We start from the raw sequence: 18,872 nt of genomic DNA, 5'->3' as shown, positions 1-18,872 counted from the left end.
CATGGTGATTTTCGATCGACGCAGCCTCGCGTTGGCTGCGCTGTTACTGGCAGGACTGCTGAGCCTGTCTGCGCTGGCGCCGCGCAATGCAAACGCCACCGAAGCGGATACGGTGCGCACCGAAGTGACCGATCTGCTCGGGCGCAAGGTCAAGGTGCATCTGCCGGTCAGACGGGTCATCCTCGGTGAAGGCCGACAGTTGTATCTGGTCGCCGCGCTGGACACACAGAACCCGATCGAACGCATCGTCGGCTGGCGCAAGGACCTGATCCAGTCGGACCCGGACACCTACAACGCCTACCTGCGCAAATTCCCCGGCATTGCCAGGATCCCCACCTTCGGCGGATTTGAAGACGGCACCTTTGATATCGAACAAGCGATCTCGCAGCGCCCGGACGTGATCATCCTCAATATCGAAGCGCAGCACGCCACCGAAGATGCGCGCTACATCGAGAAGCTCGACGCTTTGGGCATCCCGGTGGTGTACGTCGACTTTCGCAACAACCCGATGCAGAACACCGAACCGACCATGCGTCTGTTCGGCAAACTGTTCGGTAAAGAACAACGCGCCGAGGCCTTCATTGATTTTCGCAACCAGCAGATTCACCGCGTCACCGACGTCATCGGGAAACAGCACCCACCGCGTCCAAGCGTGTTCATTGAGCGCATTGGCGGCTACACCGACGATTGCTGCCTGAGTTTCGGCAACGAGAACTTTGGCCTGTTTGTTGATATGGCCGGCGGCAACAACATCGCCCGGCAGATCATTCCAACCACGTTCGGCCAGTTGAATCCCGAGCAGGTCATCGTCGCCAATCCGGCACACGTGGTGGTTACCACGGCCAACTGGGAAGCCTTTGCACCCGGCGGCCATTGGGTCGGTGTCGGGCCCGGCGCCGATATGAACGAGGCACGGAAAAAACTCGCGTGGTACACCCAGCGTCCGGCCTACGCGGGGATCAAGGCTCAGGAGACACAAGCCTTCCATGCCATCTGGCATCAGTTCTACAACAGCCCCTACCAGTTCGTGGCCATTCAGCAATTGGCCAAATGGTTTCACCCGGAGCTGTTTGCCGATCTCGACCCGGACGCCTCATTCCGAGAACTGCACGAGCGTTTTCTGCCCGTGCCGTATGAACCGGGCTACTTCGTCAGCCTGCGCAATCCTGAGGTCAAACCATGAGTTCGTTGACCGACACCGTCGAGGTGCAGCGCGAAACCTATCGGCGACTGGTGCTGCGTAAACGCCTGATCCTCGCCGGGCTGGTGGTTCTCTTGCTGTGCAGTGTGCTGCTCGATCTGGCACTGGGCCCAGCGAGTTACAGTTTCAGCGAAGTGCTCGGCGCCCTGTTTTCGCCGGACAGTGCTTCGCCACAAGTGCGCGTGGTGATGTGGGACATTCGTCTGCCAGTGGCGTTGATGGCAGTGGCCGTGGGCGCGGCGCTGTCGCTGGCCGGCGCGCAGATGCAGACCATCCTCAACAACCCGCTGGCCAGTCCGTTCACCTTGGGTATTTCCGCCGCCGCCAGTTTCGGCGCGGCACTGGGCCTGGCGTTCGGTGTGGCGTTGTTCCCGCTGGCCTCGCAGTTCATGGTACCGCTCAACGCCTTCATCATGGCCATGCTCTCGGCGCTGTTGATTCACTTCCTGAGCATGCGCCGTGGCGTCACTGCCGAAACCATCGTGCTGCTCGGCATCGCATTGGTATTCACTTTCAATGCGCTGCTGGCGCTGGTGCAGTTCTTCGCCACCGAGCAAGCCGTCGCCGCCGTAGTGTTCTGGACCATGGGCAGCCTGACCAAAGCCACCTGGCCGAAACTCGGGGTGATCTGCCTGGTGATCCTGATCACCCTGCCGATTTTCGCCAAACGCGCCTGGGCCTTGACCGCCCTGCGCTTGGGCGACGACAAGGCTGCCAGTTTCGGCATCAACGTGCGCAGCCTGCGCTTTCAGACGCTGATCATGGTCAGCCTGCTCGCCTCGTTTCCTGTAGCGTTTGTCGGCACCATCGGCTTTATCGGACTGGTCGGGCCGCACATCGCGCGCATGCTGATCGGTGAAGATCAGCGCTTCTTTTTGCCGGCCTCCTTGCTCACCGGTTCGTTGATTCTCTCGGCCAGTTCGGTGGTCAGCAAGACCCTGATCCCCGGTGCGATTTTCCCTATCGGCGTGGTCACCTCGCTGATCGGCGTACCGTTCTTCATTTCACTGATTCTCGGCGGGAAGAAAAACTCATGGTGACGCTGCAACTGGAAAATCTCGGCGCGCGCTATGGTCAGCGCGAAATCATTCGTGGTGTCTCGACGGCAACGTTTTCTGGCGGTCAGGTGGTTGCCGTGGTCGGGCCCAATGCGGCCGGCAAATCGACGTTGTTCAAACGTATGGCCGGGCTGATCGAAGGGCCGGGTCAAGTCATCCTGAAAGAATCGAAAAAAGGCCCGACGGGCATCAGCTACATGCCGCAAGGCCTGAATGCCAGTGCGCGTTTGACGGTGTACGAATCCGTGCTGCTGGCGCGCAAGCAACTGACCCCGGGCTGGGTGGTCCACGATGATGAGCTGAAACTGGTCGACGAGATTCTCGCCGCGCTGGGAATCACCGGGCTGTCTTTCCGTAACCTTGGCGAACTCAGCGGCGGTCAGCAGCAGTTGGTCTCCATCGCCCAGACGCTGGTGCGCGAGCCGGAAATCCTGCTGATGGACGAACCGACCAGCGCCCTCGACATGCATCGGCAGGTACAAGTGCTGAACTTCATGCGCAGCCTCGCGCGCAAACGCGAAGTGATTGTGTTCATTGCCATCCATGATCTTAATCAGGCGTTGCGATTCGCCGATCAGGTGCTGGTGATTGCTGATGGCACCAGTCAGGGCAGCGGCCCGAGCAATGAGGTGATCACCGAGCAGATGTTGCGCAATGTCTACAAGGTCGAAGCACGAATCGAGCAATGCAGTCGCGGGCTGTCTCACATACTCATAGACGATATCGTTTAAGGTCCGCCTTGGAACGGCTCAAGGGCCGCGGACACGGGACACTCTCAATGGTGCTGTCCGGCCGTTATCAGAATGCCAGCGAAGTGATGCGAGAAGGTTTGCGGCTATTGGAACAACGCGTCGCCGAAGACACCGCCAAAATTGAGGCACTGCGTCAGGCGACCTCGATCGGCATCATGGATCTTGAGCACGGATACGTTACTCAGGTGAACGAAGGGGATCTGGAGCACTACCTCGAGGGCTTGAGCCTGGAGGCAACCCTCCCCGCGAGAGACAAACACTGAGCATGCCGAAGTATTGGCTTTCCAACCCGACGCGCGCCGACATTGTCGACATCCTCAGGCTCTCCCAGACGTAGTTCGGCGATCAAGCACGCCAGCGCTACTAGGCGCTGATCCTAGCGGCGCTGCAAGCGCTTGCCGACACGCCTTATCGCATTGGCAGCCACGACCGCGATGAGCTTGCACCGGGCCTTCGCAGCTATCACCTCATCTATTCACGCCAACAGGCCAAACAAACCCATGGAACGGTCAAAAGCCCACGCCATATCGTGTTCTATCGTGTGGCAAGCGACGACGTGATCGAGGTCGTCAGACTCCTTCATGACGCCATGGAAGTGCAGTTGCACTTGCCGAACGACTGATCAGCGACCTGACCCAACGGCGTAACAGGCCAGGAATAGCGAAGGTAAGGCGCCGCCTCCACATTGCAATCCGAGCGTCCTCGCTGCCGGCCACTCGGCCGTCAATTGAAGTGGTGGGTTCTGGGTCTGACCGGACTATCCGCTTGGATATCGACTCATTACCCATACCCTCTTCCGAACAACCAAGGATTTGCCAGATACGGGTTGCTCATCCAGTATACGGAGGCGCACTGAATGCCAGCCATTGCCATACTGGAGCCCGTCGGAGATCACCATTCGCGATCACTCGCACACTCGGTGCGAATGGGGGCAAAAATGGGGGCAAACAAAAGCGTTATCGACCTGAAAACACTATTCTAGAGCCCTGTCAAAATGTTTTTTGGCGACCCTGACAGTCTTTAGACGAACACCTAGTACGTATTGCCGAGAATCGCTTCGACCATTCGATAGACCGGCCGAGTGAAAACAATGAGAGTTCACCGCTTCACTCGGGTAGGGATACTAATATTTGAAGCGACCCACCAGGCCTTTGAGCTGACCAGAAATTTCTGTCAATCGACCCGAGCCAGTCTGTGAGGATTGGGCAAAGCCTTCGACCAGTTGGGCATCGGCATGAATCTGCGCGATGTGCCGATTAATCTCTTCGGCCACCTGGTGCTGCTCTTCGGCGGCTGTGGCGATCTGGGTGTTCTGGTCGCGGATCGAGTCCACCGAGCCACGGATCTTGTCGAAGCTGTCACGCGCCTGCTGGATGCGTTCCACACTGGCGTGGGACACCTGCAGGCTGCCTTGCATCTGCTGCGTGACTTCCAGGGTGCGGCGGGCGAGATTGCCCAGCAAGCTGTCGATCTCGCCGGTGGAGTCGGCTGTCCGACGCGCCAGGGCGCGGACTTCGTCGGCGACCACGGCGAAGCCTCGGCCTTGGTCTCCGGCGCGTGCCGCTTCAATCGCTGCGTTGAGCGCCAGCAGGTTGGTCTGCTCGGCAATCGAGCGGATGGTGTCGAGAATGGTGTTGATGTTCTGGCTGTCCTGCTCCAGCAACTGCATGGTCTGGGTGGACTTTTGCAGGTCTTCGCTGAGTTTGAGCACGCTGCCGGTGGCTTCGCCTATGTGCTGCTGGCCGTCATGTACATCGCGGTAGCCTTCGTCGGCACTCGACGCGGCGGCGCTGCACGAACGCGCAACTTCGTTGGCAGTCGCGACCATTTCGTTGAACGCCGTGCTCACCAGTTCCACGGCTTCACGCTGGCGACCTGCAGCCTGGTTCATGTTGTTGGCCACTTCGCTGGAGTCGGCGGCGGCGGCCTGCAGGTCAGATGAGGCATTGCCGATGCGCTGCACCAATTGTGCAATCATGCCCAGGAACTGGTTGAACCAGCCCGCCAGACCGGCGGTTTCGTCCTTGCCCTGCACCTTGAGTTGGCGCGTCAGGTCGCCTTCTCCTTCGGCGATTTCTTGCAGGCCGTCGGCCACGCCGCGAATCGGACGCACGATGACGCTGGCAAAGCTGGCGCCTACAATCGCAAACACCAACGCCAATGCCGCTGCAATGGCCGCGATCAACCAAGTCAGGCGGGTGGCGTCAGCCATCACTTCATCACGCTTGATCAGACCGATAAAGCGCCAGCCCAGGTCCTTGGAACTGACCACGTTGGCCATGTAGGGCACGCCATCGATCTCGATCTGGGTCACGCCGTCGCCTCGCTTGGCGAGTTCGGCGTAGTTGGGGCCCAGGTCGGCCAGGGGTTTGAAGTTGTGCTTGGCGTCGGTGGGATCCACCAACACATTGCCGTTGGCTTCCACCAGCATCAGGTAGCCGCTGTCGCCCAGTTTGATGTTGCGCACCAGTTCGGTGAGCTGTTTGAGCGACACGTCCAGGCCAACCACGCCCAGGATATTCCCGGCGGCGTCGGCGACTGTGTGCACGGTGCCGATCAGCGTCACATCGTCCGGGGCCCAATAGTAGGCACCAGTGCGCACGGTGGCACCTGGCGCGGCGATGGCCGCTTTGTACCAGGGACGTACGCGCGGGTCGTAGCTGTTCAGTTTGGTGTCGTCTGGCCAACTGGCGTAGCCGCCGTCGCTCAGACCCAAGGACAGGTAAGCGGTACTCGGATGGCTTTTGGCAAACTGGTCGAATATCGCCAGCAGCTCTTTGTTGGTCTGAGTGAGGGGGATTTGCGCTGCATCGGCGCCAGCGTAGTTCTTGAGATCTTTGGCCGCGATAACGCGTGGATCCTTGGCTACGTAGTCGACGTTTTGGCTGATGCCGTCAAAAAACTGCTTCATGCCATTGTCGATCTGGCGGATCTCGCGACCGCTGCTATCGAGGAAATTGGCCTGGGCCCCCTCTCGCAGATTCAGCACTACCAAAACGGCGACCAAAATGACCGGGACGCACGCGATAGCCGCGAACGCCCAGGTCAGCTTCTGCTTGATATTCATGACTTCACCTGCGGGTATTTATAGTTTTGGCAAGGAGAAACGCTAGCGCTGAACGTTGCATGTGTTGTTATAAGGAGATAGAGCCCATGCATAATTGAGTTATCGACCGCGACGGTGCGCACTTTAGGGCGATACCGATACCTGCCTTAAAGCAATAAAGATACGACGTCTTAGAACACCTCTCGAATCCGTGTGTTTAGAAATGTTTTAAGGTCGCGGGTTATTGTCGTGCTCCTTGAACGTCATCGAATCACGCCAATTTCAGGTAAAAAAACCGCTTTTCAACCAAGAGGTAACTTTCCAGCCTGAGAAAATAGCGATTGATGTCATCCAAGGACAGTCATAGGATGACTGACCACAATCATAAAAATAAGGGATCATCTGTGAGAACGCCCCTCCTCTTGACCGCTGCGGTTGTCTACGGTCTCAGCCTGCAAGCCAATGCCGACACCTTTGCCTATATCGCGAGCCCGGGAGACGGGCTGATTTCCCAGTACAGCCTTGACCAGAACAACGGCGCGCTGCGCCTGATTGACCAGGTCAATGCCGGTGATCAGGTCAACCCCATGGCCATCACCCCTGACGGCAAAGTGTTGTTTGCGGCCTTGCGAGTCAAACCGTTTCAGGTGCTGGGCTACAGCATCGATCCCAAGAGCGGACATTTGACTCCACTGTCCAAAGCGCCGCTGGCAGAAAGCATGGCTTACCTGTCTACCGATAGAAAAGGACACTATCTGCTTGCTGCGTCCTACGGTGCCGACACCATCACCGTTCAGCCCATCGACAAGACCTATCAGCCTTCTGCCAGCATCCTGAGCTACAAGACAGGCCCGCATGCGCATTCGATTCGTACCGACCCGAGCAACCGTTTTGCCTACGCGGGCAATCTTGGTGCGGACAAGGTCCTGCAATATCGCCTCGATGCCACCACCGGCGCGCTCACCCCTATCGGCAGCGGTTACATCCGTGTCGCGGACAATACCGGGCCTCGGCACCTGGCCTTTTCCCCGAATGGCAAATACCTGTATGTGGTCGGTGAAATGAGCGGCACGGTCACAGCGTTTTCAATCAATGACAGCACCGGCGCATTGACTCAGATTGCCGTTGCCAATGGCATTCCCGAGCGTTTGAAACTGGCTCACGGCGAAGTGCGTGATGCACGTAACAACGACTTGAAGGACGACCCGACACCACGCATATGGGCGGCGGACCTGCGGATCTCGCCCGATGGCTCGCTATTGTTGATGACCGAGCGCACCAGCAGTTCGGTTTCGGCATTCGCAGTTGACCCTTCAACAGGCGGCTTGAGCTTCATCGATAATTACCCGGTGCAAGAGAAGCAGCCACGCAATATCGCTTTTTCACCCAATGGGCGCTGGTTGCTGGTGACAGGCGAGAAAAGCGAAAAAGTCGGCACTTACGCAATCAGCAACAACGGCGCGCTGAAACGTGTCGGTGAAGCGGCGTCGGGCAAAGGCGCAGTATGGATTGAAGTGTTGAAAACATCGGCGAAGTAATTAAGGCTCGGTGCATGGAGGTCGGGTGTTGGCTCATTCCGTCCTCCCTGTCGATGATGATCTTTCTTTGGCTAAGAGCACATCTTGCGCCGATGGGCGACTGCACCCGCCTCTTCGGTTCGAACTGGAATTAAAACTCAATCAAAAGGCCCGTGAGCTCAATTTCAAGCTCCGGGCCAAGTGATTCGAGAAACTGACAAGCAGTACAACGCCAGTGCCAGCGCCGCCAACGTACCGCCCACCACGCCAGTGAACGCAAAACCTAACTGGCCGCCGACCCAACTGCCCAGCAGTGCCCCGCCGCCAATGCCGACGTTATAGATCCCGGAAAACAGCGCCATCGCCACATCGGTCGCGTCCGCAGCCAACACCAGGACTCTGGACTGCAACGCCAGCCCAAACCCCATGATTGCCATCCCCCAGAACAGGCTCAGCGCGCCCAGGTACGAGACCTTCCCACTCAACGGCCACAGCAATGCCAGGCACAAGGCAAGCAACGACACGCAGATGATCAGAAAGCGCTGCGGGTTATAGCGGTGCAGCCAACTGAACAGCAACGAACCGAAAATGCCCGCACCGCCGAATAGCAGCAAAATAAGGGTCACCACATCGCCACTCAGGCCCGCCACCTGCTGGATGAAAGGCTCGATGTAGCTATAGGCAGTGAAATGGGCCGTCACTACGACGGCCGTCAGGAGATAGAGCGCTACCAGCGCAGGTCGCTTCAACAACAGGGGCAGACTTCTGAGCGAGCCTGAGTTCTGGCTGGGCAACAACGGCAAGGCCTTGGCCAGCCAGAACACCAGCACAGTGGCCAGCACCGCGATAACGATGAAGGTGGTACGCCATCCCATGGCCTCGCCCAATAGCCGGCCTAGAGGAATTCCCAGCACCATCGCCAGGGAAGTACCGGTGGCCAGCAAACCAAGGGCCTGGACCTGCTTGCCCGCTGGCGCGAGGCGCACCGCCAGAGAGGCCGTGATCGACCAGAACAACGCATGCGACAACGCCACGCCGACCCGGCTCACCAGCAGGACACCGAAACTGTTCGCCAGACTCGACAGGATGTGACTGACGATGAATATCCCAAACAGCACGAGCAACAACTTGCGCCGCTCGACGTTGCGGGTCATCAGCATGATGGGCAGCGACGCCAGGGACACAACCCACGCATAAATCGTCAACATCAAACCGACCTGAGCGGTGGACATGTCGAAGCTGCTGCCAATCGAACTCAACAGACCGACAGGTACAAACTCGGTGGTGTTGAACACAAACGCAGCCAGGGCCAGTGCAATGACCGGATACCAACTGCCCTCGGTTGTCGCCGTAGAAGTGTTCATTGAAAGCCACATTATTCTGTCGATGTTTTGTACACCCATTGCCTGGAACATCCGGCGACAGGTGTTTCGGCGGCGACTGTACTATAAACAAACGGCGACTTGTCCAACGGGTTCGAAGCGCACTGGCCAGTGGCAACAGGGGCTCATTGACCAACGTAACCTTTGAGGCGCATGCAATCATTTGTCAGGTCGATCTGTTTTTCCGCAATAACGATGCCATCCCCCACGGCACTGCCCATGCCGTGGGTCTTGTCGTTCGCCGCCGGCGTTGAATGGTAGCTGGCAGTTGCTGCTTTGGCCTGGTACTGGCATTGAGCTTTGTCGTGCTGGATGTCAGCAGCACTTGCGCCTGACCTGGCCCAATCGTGAACAGAGGTCACACACGCGCTCAACAGCGTAGCGAGCACCGCAACAATAATTAACTTCATGGTTTGTACCGCCTATAGATTGAAGGTTTCAAGGTTCCTGGACTGATTCGGATTGCGGTGAGGGAGATCACATGCAAACGAACGTCACGTTGGCCACTTCATGCTCCTGATCCGCCGGCATGCCCGATTGCACATCAAACTCACCGACTTGCTTTCCCAGCGATGCACACTTGTTGTTGGCGCGGTTCAAGGCCAACTGACGCGCGCCTGGGTGAGTGCCTTGCGACAGTAGACTATTCGCCGAGGCCTGGTACTCATAGGGTCCCAGTTTCAAGTCGTGGGATTGCCAGACATAGTTACAGACCAATGCAACAGCACTCACAGCAATAATCATGTTGAGTTTCATGGCAAGTATCGGACGCTGGACATTTGTTTCTCCATAACGCTCACCCTACGGGGTCAATAACGCTTCAACGCTGTCATCCGGAATTTCGATGACGCCTTGGGCGACGCGTTGCGCGGGGCAAAGCTGCTCTATGTCGCCGTGGCGCAATGATTGAGCAGTTCGCTATCGAGATGAAGAAAAACGAAGTATCTTTCAGTGACCATTAGAAATACTTAACGAGCGTAGCGGCCATGCAACTTGATGCAAAACAGATGCAGGCGTTCCTGGCCGTGGTCGACAGCGGTAGTTTCGAGAAGGCGGCAGAACGTCTTAACGTAACGCCGTCGGCGGTATCGCAACGCATACATGCTCTGGAAGTTCGTCTGGGCAGTTCAGTGATCGTGCGCGCAAGGCCGTGCGAGCCCACCCAGACGGGACGAAAACTGATGCTCTATCTTCGCCGTGCGACAGTGCTTGAAGAAGAACTCCTCAATGATCTGACCGGCGACGAACAAGATCATCTGCGTGTGGTCATCGCGGTCAATGGCGACACCCTGGCGACATGGTTCTTTCCTGCACTGGCCGAGATATTCGTCAACGAAAACATTCTGCTCGACGTTGTGGTCGACGATCAGGATCACACCTACGCATTGCTCGAAAGTGGTCAGGTGATCGGCTGCATCGGCACACGCTCAGAGCCTATGCGAGGTTGTTTTACAGAGCCGCTGGGGTCAATGCGTTACCAGTTGGTGGCATCGCCAGCGTTTCAGGAGCGATGGTTTGCGAAGGGCTTGACCCGCTCTGCTGCGCGCAAGGCACCTGTATTTGCCTATTCGCGCAAGGACACCTTGCAGTCTGATTTCATGCAGTCACGTTTCGGCCTGCACGCAGACGCCTACCCCACGCACTACTTGTCACTTCCAGAAGCACGCCTCAAAGCCATACGCCGTGGTCTCGGCTACGGGATGGTGCCGTATATGCAGGTGAGCGATTTGCTCAAAAGTCGGGATCTGGTGGACGTCGCGCCGGAACACTTCACCGATGTAGCGCTTTACTGGCACGCCTGGGCGTTGCAATCACCGCGCATGGAAGCGCTTTCGGAGCGAGCGGTCCATGCCGCACGGCGCATCTTGAGCAGCAAGGGGCCGGTAAAACGCTCCACCATGCCCAAGCAGTAAGCCGCGCCACTGTGCGTCGGGAATACACTCGGCAGCGGCGACTTGAGTCGCCGCTGCACAGCAGTGGATGAAAATGGGCCTTTAGCGTAAAGGCCCCTGCTCAGCATCAAGCGGCCGAGCCATTGCCAGGCCCTCCTCGCACAGCGGCAACCCGAACAACAACACGTCTGCCCGCTCCTCGCCAAAACGGGCGATACGGGGCAAGCGCGCCCAAAGCACCGCACCGATCGACTGCACGATGTGCTGACTGGGGACGTTGGCCGCCATGATCCAGGCCACGAGGGTTTCCAGGCCAAACTGGCGGCCGAGTATCACCGTGGCATGGCCCAGGCGTACGCCGATGCCGCTGCCGTGACGATCGGCGCGCACATAAATCGCCGTTTCACCGGTATTGCGGCACGCCTGAGTCCCCCAACTGAAGCGATTGATCGACAGCCAGCCAACCACTTCGCCGCCGCGCTCCAGTACATACACCGGCAAGCCGTCGCGTTTATAAAGGTTGATGTAGAACGTCACTTCTTCGAGCGTCATGGGCCGGGTCACCGGCGAATTGGCGCCGGTTCCCGCCGTTTCGTTGAAGATGTCCATCATTGCCGGCAAATCGGCGTCACAGGATTCACGTACGCCCCTAGGCAGGACAGTCGGCTGAGGCCGGCGGACAAATACGTTCATGCGCTGGCCCTCTCGTTATAGACGCTGCTCTTCAACTGGCCCCGTGCCCGCGCCAGGCGAGAACGCACAGTGCCGATAGGCACGCCCAGTTGCTGCGCAGCGTCCTGATAGCTGATGTCTGAGTCCACGACCAGGTCAATCACGGCGCGCATGTCAACCGACAAGTCGTCGATGGCTTGCAGGGTGCGGCTGAGCAAGCGCTGGTGCTCACTGACCTGGCTCGGATCATGACCATATTCCAGGCTTTCGATTCCTGAATCTTCCAACACGGTGTTCTGCGGCCGGCGATAGAAGTTTTTGAAGTGATTGCTGACCAGATTAGTGGCAATGCCGAACAACCAGGTTTCCGGTTTCGATGCCCCGGTGAACTTGTGCTGGTTACGCCAGGCTTCCAGATAAGTCATCTGCATCAGATCGTCGACATCGGCTGGATTGAATACCCGTTTGGTAATGAAACCGCGCAACTTTTTCTCGCTGCTGTGTGCCAGACCGCCCAAATCCAGTTTGATGGCGGCAATGACTTTCGCTTCCGTTTGAACACGACTCGATTCCACGCTTGATCCCTCATCTCTCACGCTATGCCGACATTGGCGGGAGGGATAGAGAGCAGCGAGCGTACCAACCTTGGTACTTTTTCAACCGACTGTTTTTAAACAGTTTTTAAACCTGAAAAGCGTGATTTTTGCCATTTGTTGCACTTTTGACAAAAACCCCGTGCCAGTTCTTGCACAGTTTTTTGAACCTGACGACAACGAGGGAACCCGACGCCGCCAAACGCCACTCACTGCCCACCTGTATAGCGGTGGAACGTGCGCCTCCATGAAAGTATCCAACTACAACGATGCCCTGCCCCTGGATTTGCTGCCGCGTCCTTTGCCCGGCACGGAAACGTCGTCGACCGTGGCCAAAAATCCTCTGATTGATTCCATGGAAGAAGTGGCGCTGAAGTTCAGCGAGAGCATCGAACGCCACAGCAAAAGCCTGGACGAACGCCATATCAGCGACGCGACCCGAGGACAGCGGGTCGAGCGCATCGAAAAGCTCGTTGAGCTTTACCGCCTGCTTGATCACACCGACCAGCCGAGCCTCGAACAACAGGCCCGCCGCATGCAGCAGCAGTTGCAGCAACAGCCGTCGCTGCAGACGGCCCTGAACCTGGCGGACAACGATCCGGCGCGCGCCGATATTCTGCTGCAGCAGGCGATGCACCTGGCTCTCGGTGAAGGTCATGAGGCCCAAGCGCAGAGCACCCGAGACCTGATCGATGAGTTACGGTTGGTGCACGGCGATAAAATCCGTGCCGGGTTCAACACGGCCAGTGCCATCGCCCTGTTCAGCCGTGATCCACAGCAACGCGCGGCCATGCGTCAGCTGTATTACAAGGCGATTATTGGTCAACAACCCTTGGCCAGTCTGCTTGAAGCCCTGCTCGAACACTTCAGCGAGGAACAGTTCTCCCGGGGGTTGCGTACCCTGCAGCGCGCGCTGGCCGACGATATCGCCGCCCTTTCGCCGTCCCTGCCCGGCGCAGTACTGGGCTCGATGCTGCGTGGATTGGGCTCCTGCGGGCAGCTCAACAACATGATCAAGGCGTGTCACGACCTGTTGCAACGCTTGAGCCAGCAACAGCGGCGCGACAGCATGACGCCCCTGACCATGAGCAAACGCCTGCTGCGCTTTTGCGCCAACGGCTTTTTCGCCCGCGACCTGACCCTGCTCAGCGATGACACCCTGAGCAATGCAGCGCACTTGCAGCCGCTGTACTTCAATGGCTTGTATCCACTGCTGCAAAACCTGCCACTGGTGCTGTGGAAGGATCTAAAGACTCGGCAAAACGGCCTGCGCCTGCTGCATAACCTGATGGATCAACTCGCCCGGCAAGAACGTCAGGCCCTGGGGCTGGCCGAACCAGGGCGGGGCCTGCAATGAATCGCCTGATTCACAGCCTCAACCGCCTGGCACTCGCGGTGATGCGCCGTACCGAGATCGTCGGCGCGGTCATGGTCATGGCCATCGTGTTCATGATGATCCTGCCGCTGCCCACGGCGTTGGTGGATGTGCTGATTGCCCTGAACATCTGCATCTCGTCGTTGCTGATCGTTCTGGCCATGTACCTGCCGCGGCCGCTGGCGTTCTCGACATTTCCTGCGGTGCTGCTGCTGACCACCATGTTCCGGTTGGCGCTGTCGATCGCCACGACCCGTTTGATCCTGCTGCAACAGGATGCCGGGCACATCGTCGAGGCGTTTGGCAGCTTTGTGGTGGGCGGCAATCTGGCAGTGGGTCTGGTGATTTTCCTGATCCTGACGATCGTCAACTTTCTGGTGATCACCAAGGGCTCCGAACGCGTGGCCGAAGTCGCGGCACGTTTCACGCTGGACGCCATGCCCGGTAAACAGATGTCCATCGACAGCGATCTGCGCGCCAACCTGATCAACGTCCGCGAGGCTCGCCAGCGTCGCGAGCAGTTGTCCAAGGAGAGCCAGTTATTCGGCGCCATGGACGGTGCGATGAAGTTCGTCAAAGGCGATGCCATCGCCGGCCTGGTGATCGTCTTCATCAACTTGATTGGCGGTTTCTCCATCGGTGTCCTGCAAAACGACATGCAGCCCGCGCAAGCCATGCACCTGTATTCGGTGCTGACCATCGGCGACGGCCTGATCGCTCAAATTCCGGCGCTGCTGATTTCTCTCACCGCCGGCATGATCATCACCCGCGTAGCCCCGGACAGTCAGGCCGGTGACGCCAACATCGGTCATGAAATCGCCGAACAGTTGACCAGCCAACCCAAGGCCTGGGTGTTTTCCTCGATCGGCATGCTCGGCTTTGCGGCGATCCCCGGCATGCCCAGCGTGGTGTTCATCAGTATCAGCATGATCTGTCTGTTCAGCGGTTTGATCCAGTTGTGGCGCATCCGCCAGAAACAGATCCTCCAGGACCACGACGGCGCCGCGCGCAACGGCGCACCAGAGCTCAATGGCCGCGAAGACATCCGGCGTTTCAACCCGTCCCGGGCCTATCTGTTGCAGTTTCATCCCAGCCACAAAGACAGCGTGGCGCTGGAGCGACTGCTGCACGGCATTCGCCAGCGACGCAACACGCTGGTGCACCGTTTCGGGCTGACACTGCCCTCCTTCGACCTGGAGTTTTGCGAGGACTGTGGCGAAGACGAATTGCGTTTTTGCGTCTACGAAGTGCCGCTGATCCGCGCCACCTGGAGCGATAGCCGAATGGCTGTGCACCTGCGCCAATGCGGCGAACTGCATGACGGTGAGCCGGGACTGGCAGAGCGTGATGAAACCGAGTGGGTGTGGTTCGCGCCCGACCACGCCTTGCTGCGCATGAGCAGCGTGGAGCCGGTCAGTGCCGAGGACCTGATTCTGGAACGCATGGACCGCGCCTTCCAGGCGACTGGTCCGCAATTCATCGGTTTGCAGGAAAGCAAAGCGATCCTCAGTTGGCTCGAAAGCGAACAGCCGGAGCTTGCCCAGGAACTGCAACGCACCCTGCCGCTGGCGCGTTTTGCCGCGGTGTTGCAGCGCCTGTCCGCCGAACTGGTATCGCTGCGCTCGGTGCGCCCCATTGCCGAGACACTGATCGAACAGGGCCAGCATGAGCGGGACCTGAACGTCCTCACCGATTACGTGCGCATCGCCCTCAAGGCGCAAATCTGCCACCAACACACCGAGCATGGCGCCCTCAACGCTTGGTTGGTCACGCCGGAAACCGAAGTCTTGCTGCGCGACGCCCTGCGCCAAGGCCAGAGCGAAGCCTGGTTTGCCCTTGAGCCGGAGGTGGGTAATGCCTTGCTCCAACAATTGAGCGCGGCGTTCCCGCTGCGCGCCAGCCCGGCACCGGTGCTGCTGGTGGCCCAGGACCTGCGCAGCCCGCTGCATGGGCTGCTCAGAGAACAATTCAACCATGTTCCAGTGCTGTCCTTCGCCGAGTTGCTGTCCTCGGTGCAAGTGCAGGTGCTGGGACGCGTTGATCTGCAAGAAGCCCATGACCTGCTGGCCTGACGGAGTTGTGCGATGAAACCGGACATGATGTATGAACTGCGCGTGCTCACCGGCCTGCACCGTGGGGCGGCGCTGCCATTGAACGGTGGCGAATGGTCGATCGGCTCTGCAGTGGGCGCCGATCTGGCGTTGTACGACCCTGGCATCAAAGATCGCCACTGCCTGCTGCGGCTGGTCGACGACACCTGGTCACTGGCGCGCAAAGATGGCCCGGTGACCGACAGCGAGGGGCACAAGGTTGACGCCATCGCCACGTTGCAACCGGGAACACCGTTCGCCCTCAACGGCGTATGGCTGTCGGTGGTCAGCGCCAACACCGAGTGGCCGCAAGATCAGGACGACGACGCGCACGGTCCACACGCCGAACCCGTTGAAACAACGTTGCCGCCAATGAATGCCGAGCGCGACGAAGCAATGCCCGCAACGCCAGCGCCATCACGCTCACTGTTGGGCCCGGCATTGGTTGCAGGATCTGTGCTGCTGTTTCTCGTGGCGTTGTTCTGGGGCGTGAATTCCGGGGTTTCAAATTCGACACCTGTCCCGGTGCCCGTGCCCACCCGCACGCCGCTCAAGGACGCCGCCCAGGTGCGTGAGGTCTTGGAGCGCATGCTCACCGAACGCGAGTTGCAGGGCCGCATCCGCCTGGTCGAGCAACCGGGCAAAATCCTCCTCAAGGGACGCTTTGACGAGGACGATCTACTGCAATTGACCGAACGCATGTTGTTGCGTTTCGAGCAACAGTACCGCAGCCCGATACCGGTGCTCAGCGACTTGCCCGAAGCCACACCTCTGCTGCCGTTCAGCATTGTCCAGATCAGCCTGGCGCGGTTGCCCAACGTGCTCACCAGCGATGGTCGCCGCGTGTTCCTCGGCGACGAAGTGGCCGGCGTGCGACTGGTGGGCATCAGCGAACATCAGGTGGTGTTCGAAGGCGATCAGCGCATCGAGGTGAGCTGGTGATCCAGGCAGCCATCGCGCAATTACAGGATTGGTGCGGCGGGCACCAGCAACGCCTGGCGAACTGCGCGCCGGTGTCCATCCATGGGCGCATCGCCGGGGTGAACGGCATTCTTCTGCACAGTCGCATGCCCCGCGCGCGAATCGGTGACCTGTGCCAGATCCAGCGCGCCGACGGCAATCAGGTGATGGCCGAAATCGTCGGCTTCGACCGTGAACACACCTTATTGGCAGCCCTTGGAGCACTCGACGGCATCGCCATCGGCGCGCGGGTCACGCCGTTGTTCCAGCCGCACAGCCTGTTGGTGGGCGAGCACCTGCTGGGCTGCGTACTCGACGGTTTTGGCCGCGCCCTCAACGGCGAAGGCCCCGAAGCCTTCGCGGCGGCCGGATCGGTGGGGGCTTTGCCGGTGATCCGCGATGCACCAGCGGCCAGCGAACGCCCGCGAATCGAAGCACCGCTGGCCACTGGGCTGCGCGCAATCGACGGTTTGCTGACCCTGGGCGAAGGCCAGCGCGTGGGGATCTTCGCCGGCGCCGGGTGTGGCAAAACCACCTTGCTCGCCGAACTGGCCCGCAACACCCCGTGCCAGGCCATTGTGTTTGGTCTGATCGGCGAACGGGGTCGGGAACTGCGCGAGTTTCTTGACCATGAACTGGACGAAGAACTGCGCAGCCGCACCGTACTGGTCTGCGCCACGTCCGATCGCAGCAGCATGGAACGCGCCCGAGCCGCGTTCACGGCCACGGCGATTGCCGAAGGTTTTCGCCAGCAGGGCAAATCGACGTTGCTGATCATCGACTCGCTGACCCGGTTCGCCCGTGCCCAGCGAGAAATCGGCCTGGCCAGCGGCGAGCCGGCCGGTCGTGGCGGCCTGCCGCCTTCGGTCTACAGCCTGCTGCCACGTTTGGTGGAACGCGCAGGACGCACCCAAAGCGGTGTCATCACGGCCCTGTATTCGGTGCTGATTGAGCAGGACTCGATGAATGACCCGGTGGCCGATGAAGTGCGCTCGCTGCTTGACGGCCACATCGTGTTGTCGCGACGCCTGGCTGAGCGTGGCCATTACCCGGCGGTGGACATCCTCGCCAGCCTGAGCCGGACCATGAGTCAGGTGGTGGGAACCGAACAGCAACAAGGGGCCACACAGTTACGCCGGCTGATGGCGGCCTATCAGCAAGTGGAAATGCTCATCAAGTTGGGCGAGTACCAGCCTGGCAATGACCCGCTGACCGATTGCGCCGTGGACGCTCGCGCACGGATCGAAGCCTTTCTGCAGCAATCGCTGCGCGATCCGGTGCCGCTCGATGAAACCCTGGACCACCTTCTACAGGTAACCGCTCATGCCCCAGTCTGATACCGATTCCCCGTCACCGGCCAATGATTCGATGGCCAACAACCTGACGGCGACGCTCGATGTGCTGACGCCGATCCGCCGCCATCGGCTGACCATGGCCGAACAGGCCTGGCAGCGTCAACGCTCGGTGCTCAAGGCCCTGCACACAAGCCTGGAACAACTGACGAAGGAGCTTGAACAACGGCGCGAACAGCATGGCCTGGCGCGCCTGGAACAGCGCGATGCCCACATCAATCGTCGTCTGCCGCTCAACGAGATGAACCAATGGCTAACCGGCGAGCAGCAAGCCCTGCGCCAAATCGAGCGCTTGGAGCAGCGCTACAAAGCGTTGCAGGAAGAATGCCGGCAACAGCAGCAATGGACTGAGGACAGCGAACGGCAACTGCATCGCCGCCAACGTGACGTGGAAAAACTCGACTACTTGCGCGACCTCGCCCAGGAGGCTTCATGAACCCGCGTCACGCCACGCTCAAGGCGCCACCGCGCCCGCCGGAAGCACCCCGACCGCGTCAGGAGACGGTCTCGGCGTGGCCAGTCAGATCCGAGCGCCGTCACGACCTGCGCGGTGAAACCCGTGACGAGAGTGAGCAGTTCGAGCAACTGCTGCAAACGTTCGACAACCTGGACCCGTCACTGATGGCCGACGTCGGCGGGAGCGGGTTTCAGGATCCGCAGCAACACCCTGATTCGTCTTCACAAGGCGCCGCTGTGACACCGGAACCAAGCACCCTCGCGTTATGGGAGACCTTGCTGGCCCGACTGGAACAGCACTTGGATGAGCTGCAGCCCGGCGTCCTTGAAGCGCACCTGGAACTGCCGAACCTTGGCACGGTAAAGGTCAATGTGACACCTCGGGGGACGACGCTGGAAATCGCGGTGCATATGGCCCGCGAGGCGTGGCGCCAAGTCGAGCCTCAGCAGCAAGCCAGCGCCGCATGGCTGGCACAGCAATTGGGCCGCACGGTGCGCTTGAGCCTGCACCGCGAGGACGATTGAA

The 18,872-nt window shown here is 59.5% G+C and carries 17 protein-coding genes and 3 pseudogenes; 13 read left to right on the top strand and 7 right to left on the bottom strand.

Translation table 11 applies throughout. The features are described 5' to 3' along the window. Nucleotide 1: 1 nt before the first annotated feature. From AACY50_RS10040 to AACY50_RS10020, 5 genes and pseudogenes are all read left to right on the top strand, one after another. Nucleotides 2-1,183, top strand: a complete 1,182-nt coding sequence (locus tag AACY50_RS10040; protein ID WP_339538512.1) for an ABC transporter substrate-binding protein — start codon at nt 2-4, stop codon at nt 1,181-1,183. Continuing rightward, nucleotides 1,180-2,241 (top strand): FecCD family ABC transporter permease, encoded by a 1,062-nt coding sequence (locus AACY50_RS10035; RefSeq protein WP_047597180.1) that lies wholly within the window; start codon nt 1,180-1,182, stop codon nt 2,239-2,241. The genes AACY50_RS10040 and AACY50_RS10035 overlap by 4 nt, the downstream gene beginning before the upstream one ends. Beyond that, a complete protein-coding gene (locus AACY50_RS10030; RefSeq protein ID WP_339507742.1) occupies nt 2,235-2,990 on the top strand; it encodes an ABC transporter ATP-binding protein in 756 nt (251 codons plus the stop codon). Before AACY50_RS10035 ends, AACY50_RS10030 begins: the two co-directional genes overlap by 7 nt. A gap of 47 nt (nt 2,991-3,037) precedes the next feature. After that, nucleotides 3,038-3,274: a ribbon-helix-helix domain-containing protein gene (locus tag AACY50_RS10025; protein WP_339507743.1), complete on the top strand. Its 237-nt coding sequence runs from the start codon at nt 3,038-3,040 to the stop codon at nt 3,272-3,274. 2 nt (nt 3,275-3,276) lie between these two features. Next, a pseudogene (locus tag AACY50_RS10020) lies at nt 3,277-3,633 on the top strand (type II toxin-antitoxin system RelE/ParE family toxin). Nucleotides 3,634-4,134: 501 nt separating this feature from the next. Here AACY50_RS10020 and AACY50_RS28735 read toward each other — a convergent pair. Both AACY50_RS28735 and AACY50_RS28730 read right to left on the bottom strand, forming a co-directional pair. Next, nucleotides 4,135-4,650: pseudogene (locus tag AACY50_RS28735) on the bottom strand (methyl-accepting chemotaxis protein); the annotation flags it as partial. A 345-nt stretch (nt 4,651-4,995) separates the two neighbouring features. After that, nucleotides 4,996-5,922, bottom strand: a pseudogene (locus AACY50_RS28730) (HAMP domain-containing protein); the annotation flags it as partial. Nucleotides 5,923-6,461: 539 nt separating this feature from the next. On the opposite strand from AACY50_RS28730, the gene AACY50_RS10010 reads away from it, so the two are divergent. Beyond that, the gene (locus AACY50_RS10010; RefSeq protein ID WP_445261479.1) at nt 6,462-7,595 is read left to right on the top strand and encodes a lactonase family protein; all 1,134 of its coding nucleotides are present in this window, start codon (nt 6,462-6,464) and stop codon (nt 7,593-7,595) included. A gap of 164 nt (nt 7,596-7,759) precedes the next feature. Here the strand turns inward: AACY50_RS10010 and AACY50_RS10005 are convergent, their stop codons facing one another. The 3 genes from AACY50_RS10005 to AACY50_RS09995 all read right to left on the bottom strand — a co-directional run bounded on the left by AACY50_RS10005 (nt 7,760) and on the right by AACY50_RS09995 (nt 9,700). Next, nucleotides 7,760-8,938: a sugar transporter gene (locus tag AACY50_RS10005; RefSeq protein ID WP_339507746.1), complete on the bottom strand. Its 1,179-nt coding sequence runs from the start codon at nt 8,936-8,938 to the stop codon at nt 7,760-7,762. 143 nt (nt 8,939-9,081) lie between these two features. Then, nucleotides 9,082-9,366 carry a hypothetical protein gene (locus AACY50_RS10000; protein ID WP_339464239.1) on the bottom strand — a complete coding sequence of 95 codons (285 nt, stop codon included), beginning with the start codon at nt 9,364-9,366 and terminating at the stop codon, nt 9,082-9,084. Nucleotides 9,367-9,433: 67 nt separating this feature from the next. Continuing rightward, nucleotides 9,434-9,700: a hypothetical protein gene (locus AACY50_RS09995; RefSeq protein ID WP_339538509.1), complete on the bottom strand. Its 267-nt coding sequence runs from the start codon at nt 9,698-9,700 to the stop codon at nt 9,434-9,436. A gap of 242 nt (nt 9,701-9,942) precedes the next feature. Here AACY50_RS09995 and AACY50_RS09990 point away from each other — a divergent pair, with 242 nt between their 5' ends. Beyond that, a complete protein-coding gene (locus AACY50_RS09990; protein ID WP_339464242.1) occupies nt 9,943-10,869 on the top strand; it encodes an HTH-type transcriptional regulator ArgP in 927 nt (308 codons plus the stop codon). 81 nt (nt 10,870-10,950) lie between these two features. On the opposite strand, the gene AACY50_RS09985 is transcribed toward AACY50_RS09990, so the two are convergent. Together AACY50_RS09985 and AACY50_RS09980 are read right to left on the bottom strand one after the other, a co-directional pair. Then, entirely contained in the window at nt 10,951-11,541 is a 591-nt protein-coding gene (locus AACY50_RS09985; protein ID WP_221729844.1) for a GNAT family N-acetyltransferase, read from the bottom strand. After that, nucleotides 11,538-12,095 carry an RNA polymerase sigma factor gene (locus AACY50_RS09980; protein WP_339464244.1) on the bottom strand — a complete coding sequence of 186 codons (558 nt, stop codon included), beginning with the start codon at nt 12,093-12,095 and terminating at the stop codon, nt 11,538-11,540. The genes AACY50_RS09985 and AACY50_RS09980 overlap by 4 nt, the downstream gene beginning before the upstream one ends. Nucleotides 12,096-12,360: 265 nt before the next feature. On the opposite strand from AACY50_RS09980, the gene sctW reads away from it, so the two are divergent. From sctW to AACY50_RS09950, 6 genes are read left to right on the top strand one after another with little or no spacing between them, the layout of a single operon-like run. Next, nucleotides 12,361-13,470, top strand: coding sequence for a type III secretion system gatekeeper subunit SctW (sctW, locus tag AACY50_RS09975; RefSeq protein ID WP_339464245.1), 1,110 nt, complete (start codon nt 12,361-12,363; stop codon nt 13,468-13,470). Then, nucleotides 13,467-15,560 carry a type III secretion system export apparatus subunit SctV gene (gene sctV / locus AACY50_RS09970; protein WP_339538507.1) on the top strand — a complete coding sequence of 698 codons (2,094 nt, stop codon included), beginning with the start codon at nt 13,467-13,469 and terminating at the stop codon, nt 15,558-15,560. Before sctW ends, sctV begins: the two co-directional genes overlap by 4 nt. 12 nt (nt 15,561-15,572) lie before the next feature. Next, on the top strand, nt 15,573-16,520 hold the full coding sequence (locus tag AACY50_RS09965; protein WP_339464247.1) for an FHA domain-containing protein: 948 nt from the start codon (nt 15,573-15,575) through the stop codon (nt 16,518-16,520). Beyond that, nucleotides 16,517-17,875 carry a FliI/YscN family ATPase gene (locus tag AACY50_RS09960; protein ID WP_445261478.1) on the top strand — a complete coding sequence of 453 codons (1,359 nt, stop codon included), beginning with the start codon at nt 16,517-16,519 and terminating at the stop codon, nt 17,873-17,875. The genes AACY50_RS09965 and AACY50_RS09960 overlap by 4 nt, the downstream gene beginning before the upstream one ends. After that, nucleotides 17,862-18,326 carry a type III secretion protein gene (locus AACY50_RS09955; protein WP_339494505.1) on the top strand — a complete coding sequence of 155 codons (465 nt, stop codon included), beginning with the start codon at nt 17,862-17,864 and terminating at the stop codon, nt 18,324-18,326. Before AACY50_RS09960 ends, AACY50_RS09955 begins: the two co-directional genes overlap by 14 nt. Next, nucleotides 18,323-18,871, top strand: a complete 549-nt coding sequence (locus tag AACY50_RS09950) for a type III secretion system HrpP C-terminal domain-containing protein (protein ID WP_339538506.1) — start codon at nt 18,323-18,325, stop codon at nt 18,869-18,871. The genes AACY50_RS09955 and AACY50_RS09950 overlap by 4 nt, the downstream gene beginning before the upstream one ends. The last annotated feature ends 1 nt before the right edge of the window (nt 18,872 follow it).

The organism is Pseudomonas sp. RA_15y_Pfl2_54 (genome assembly GCF_963971015.1).
Classification (GTDB): Bacteria; Pseudomonadota; Gammaproteobacteria; order Pseudomonadales; family Pseudomonadaceae; genus Aquipseudomonas; species Aquipseudomonas baetica_A.
The sequence above is the reverse complement of the archived record's forward strand: the minus strand, read 5'-3'. Positions and strand labels throughout refer to the sequence as shown.

What these genes read in the sequence shown, in the direction of transcription:
- AACY50_RS10035 (WP_047597180.1), top strand. Translation starts at nt 1,180, where the DNA reads ATGAGTTCGTTGACCGACACCGTCGAGGTGCAGCGCGAAACCTATCGG.
- AACY50_RS09990 (WP_339464242.1), top strand. Translation starts at nt 9,943, where the DNA reads ATGCAACTTGATGCAAAACAGATGCAGGCGTTCCTGGCCGTGGTCGAC.
- AACY50_RS09955 (WP_339494505.1), top strand. Translation starts at nt 17,862, where the DNA reads ATGCCCCAGTCTGATACCGATTCCCCGTCACCGGCCAATGATTCGATG.
- AACY50_RS09985 (WP_221729844.1), bottom strand. Translation starts at nt 11,541, where the DNA reads ATGAACGTATTTGTCCGCCGGCCTCAGCCGACTGTCCTGCCTAGGGGC.
- AACY50_RS09995 (WP_339538509.1), bottom strand. Translation starts at nt 9,700, where the DNA reads ATGATTATTGCTGTGAGTGCTGTTGCATTGGTCTGTAACTATGTCTGG.
- AACY50_RS10000 (WP_339464239.1), bottom strand. Translation starts at nt 9,366, where the DNA reads ATGAAGTTAATTATTGTTGCGGTGCTCGCTACGCTGTTGAGCGCGTGT.
- AACY50_RS10025 (WP_339507743.1), top strand. Translation starts at nt 3,038, where the DNA reads ATGGTGCTGTCCGGCCGTTATCAGAATGCCAGCGAAGTGATGCGAGAA.
- AACY50_RS10005 (WP_339507746.1), bottom strand. Translation starts at nt 8,938, where the DNA reads ATGAACACTTCTACGGCGACAACCGAGGGCAGTTGGTATCCGGTCATT.
- AACY50_RS10030 (WP_339507742.1), top strand. Translation starts at nt 2,235, where the DNA reads ATGGTGACGCTGCAACTGGAAAATCTCGGCGCGCGCTATGGTCAGCGC.
- sctV (WP_339538507.1), top strand. Translation starts at nt 13,467, where the DNA reads ATGAATCGCCTGATTCACAGCCTCAACCGCCTGGCACTCGCGGTGATG.
- AACY50_RS10040 (WP_339538512.1), top strand. Translation starts at nt 2, where the DNA reads ATGGTGATTTTCGATCGACGCAGCCTCGCGTTGGCTGCGCTGTTACTG.
- sctW (WP_339464245.1), top strand. Translation starts at nt 12,361, where the DNA reads ATGAAAGTATCCAACTACAACGATGCCCTGCCCCTGGATTTGCTGCCG.
- AACY50_RS09965 (WP_339464247.1), top strand. Translation starts at nt 15,573, where the DNA reads ATGAAACCGGACATGATGTATGAACTGCGCGTGCTCACCGGCCTGCAC.
- AACY50_RS09950 (WP_339538506.1), top strand. Translation starts at nt 18,323, where the DNA reads ATGAACCCGCGTCACGCCACGCTCAAGGCGCCACCGCGCCCGCCGGAA.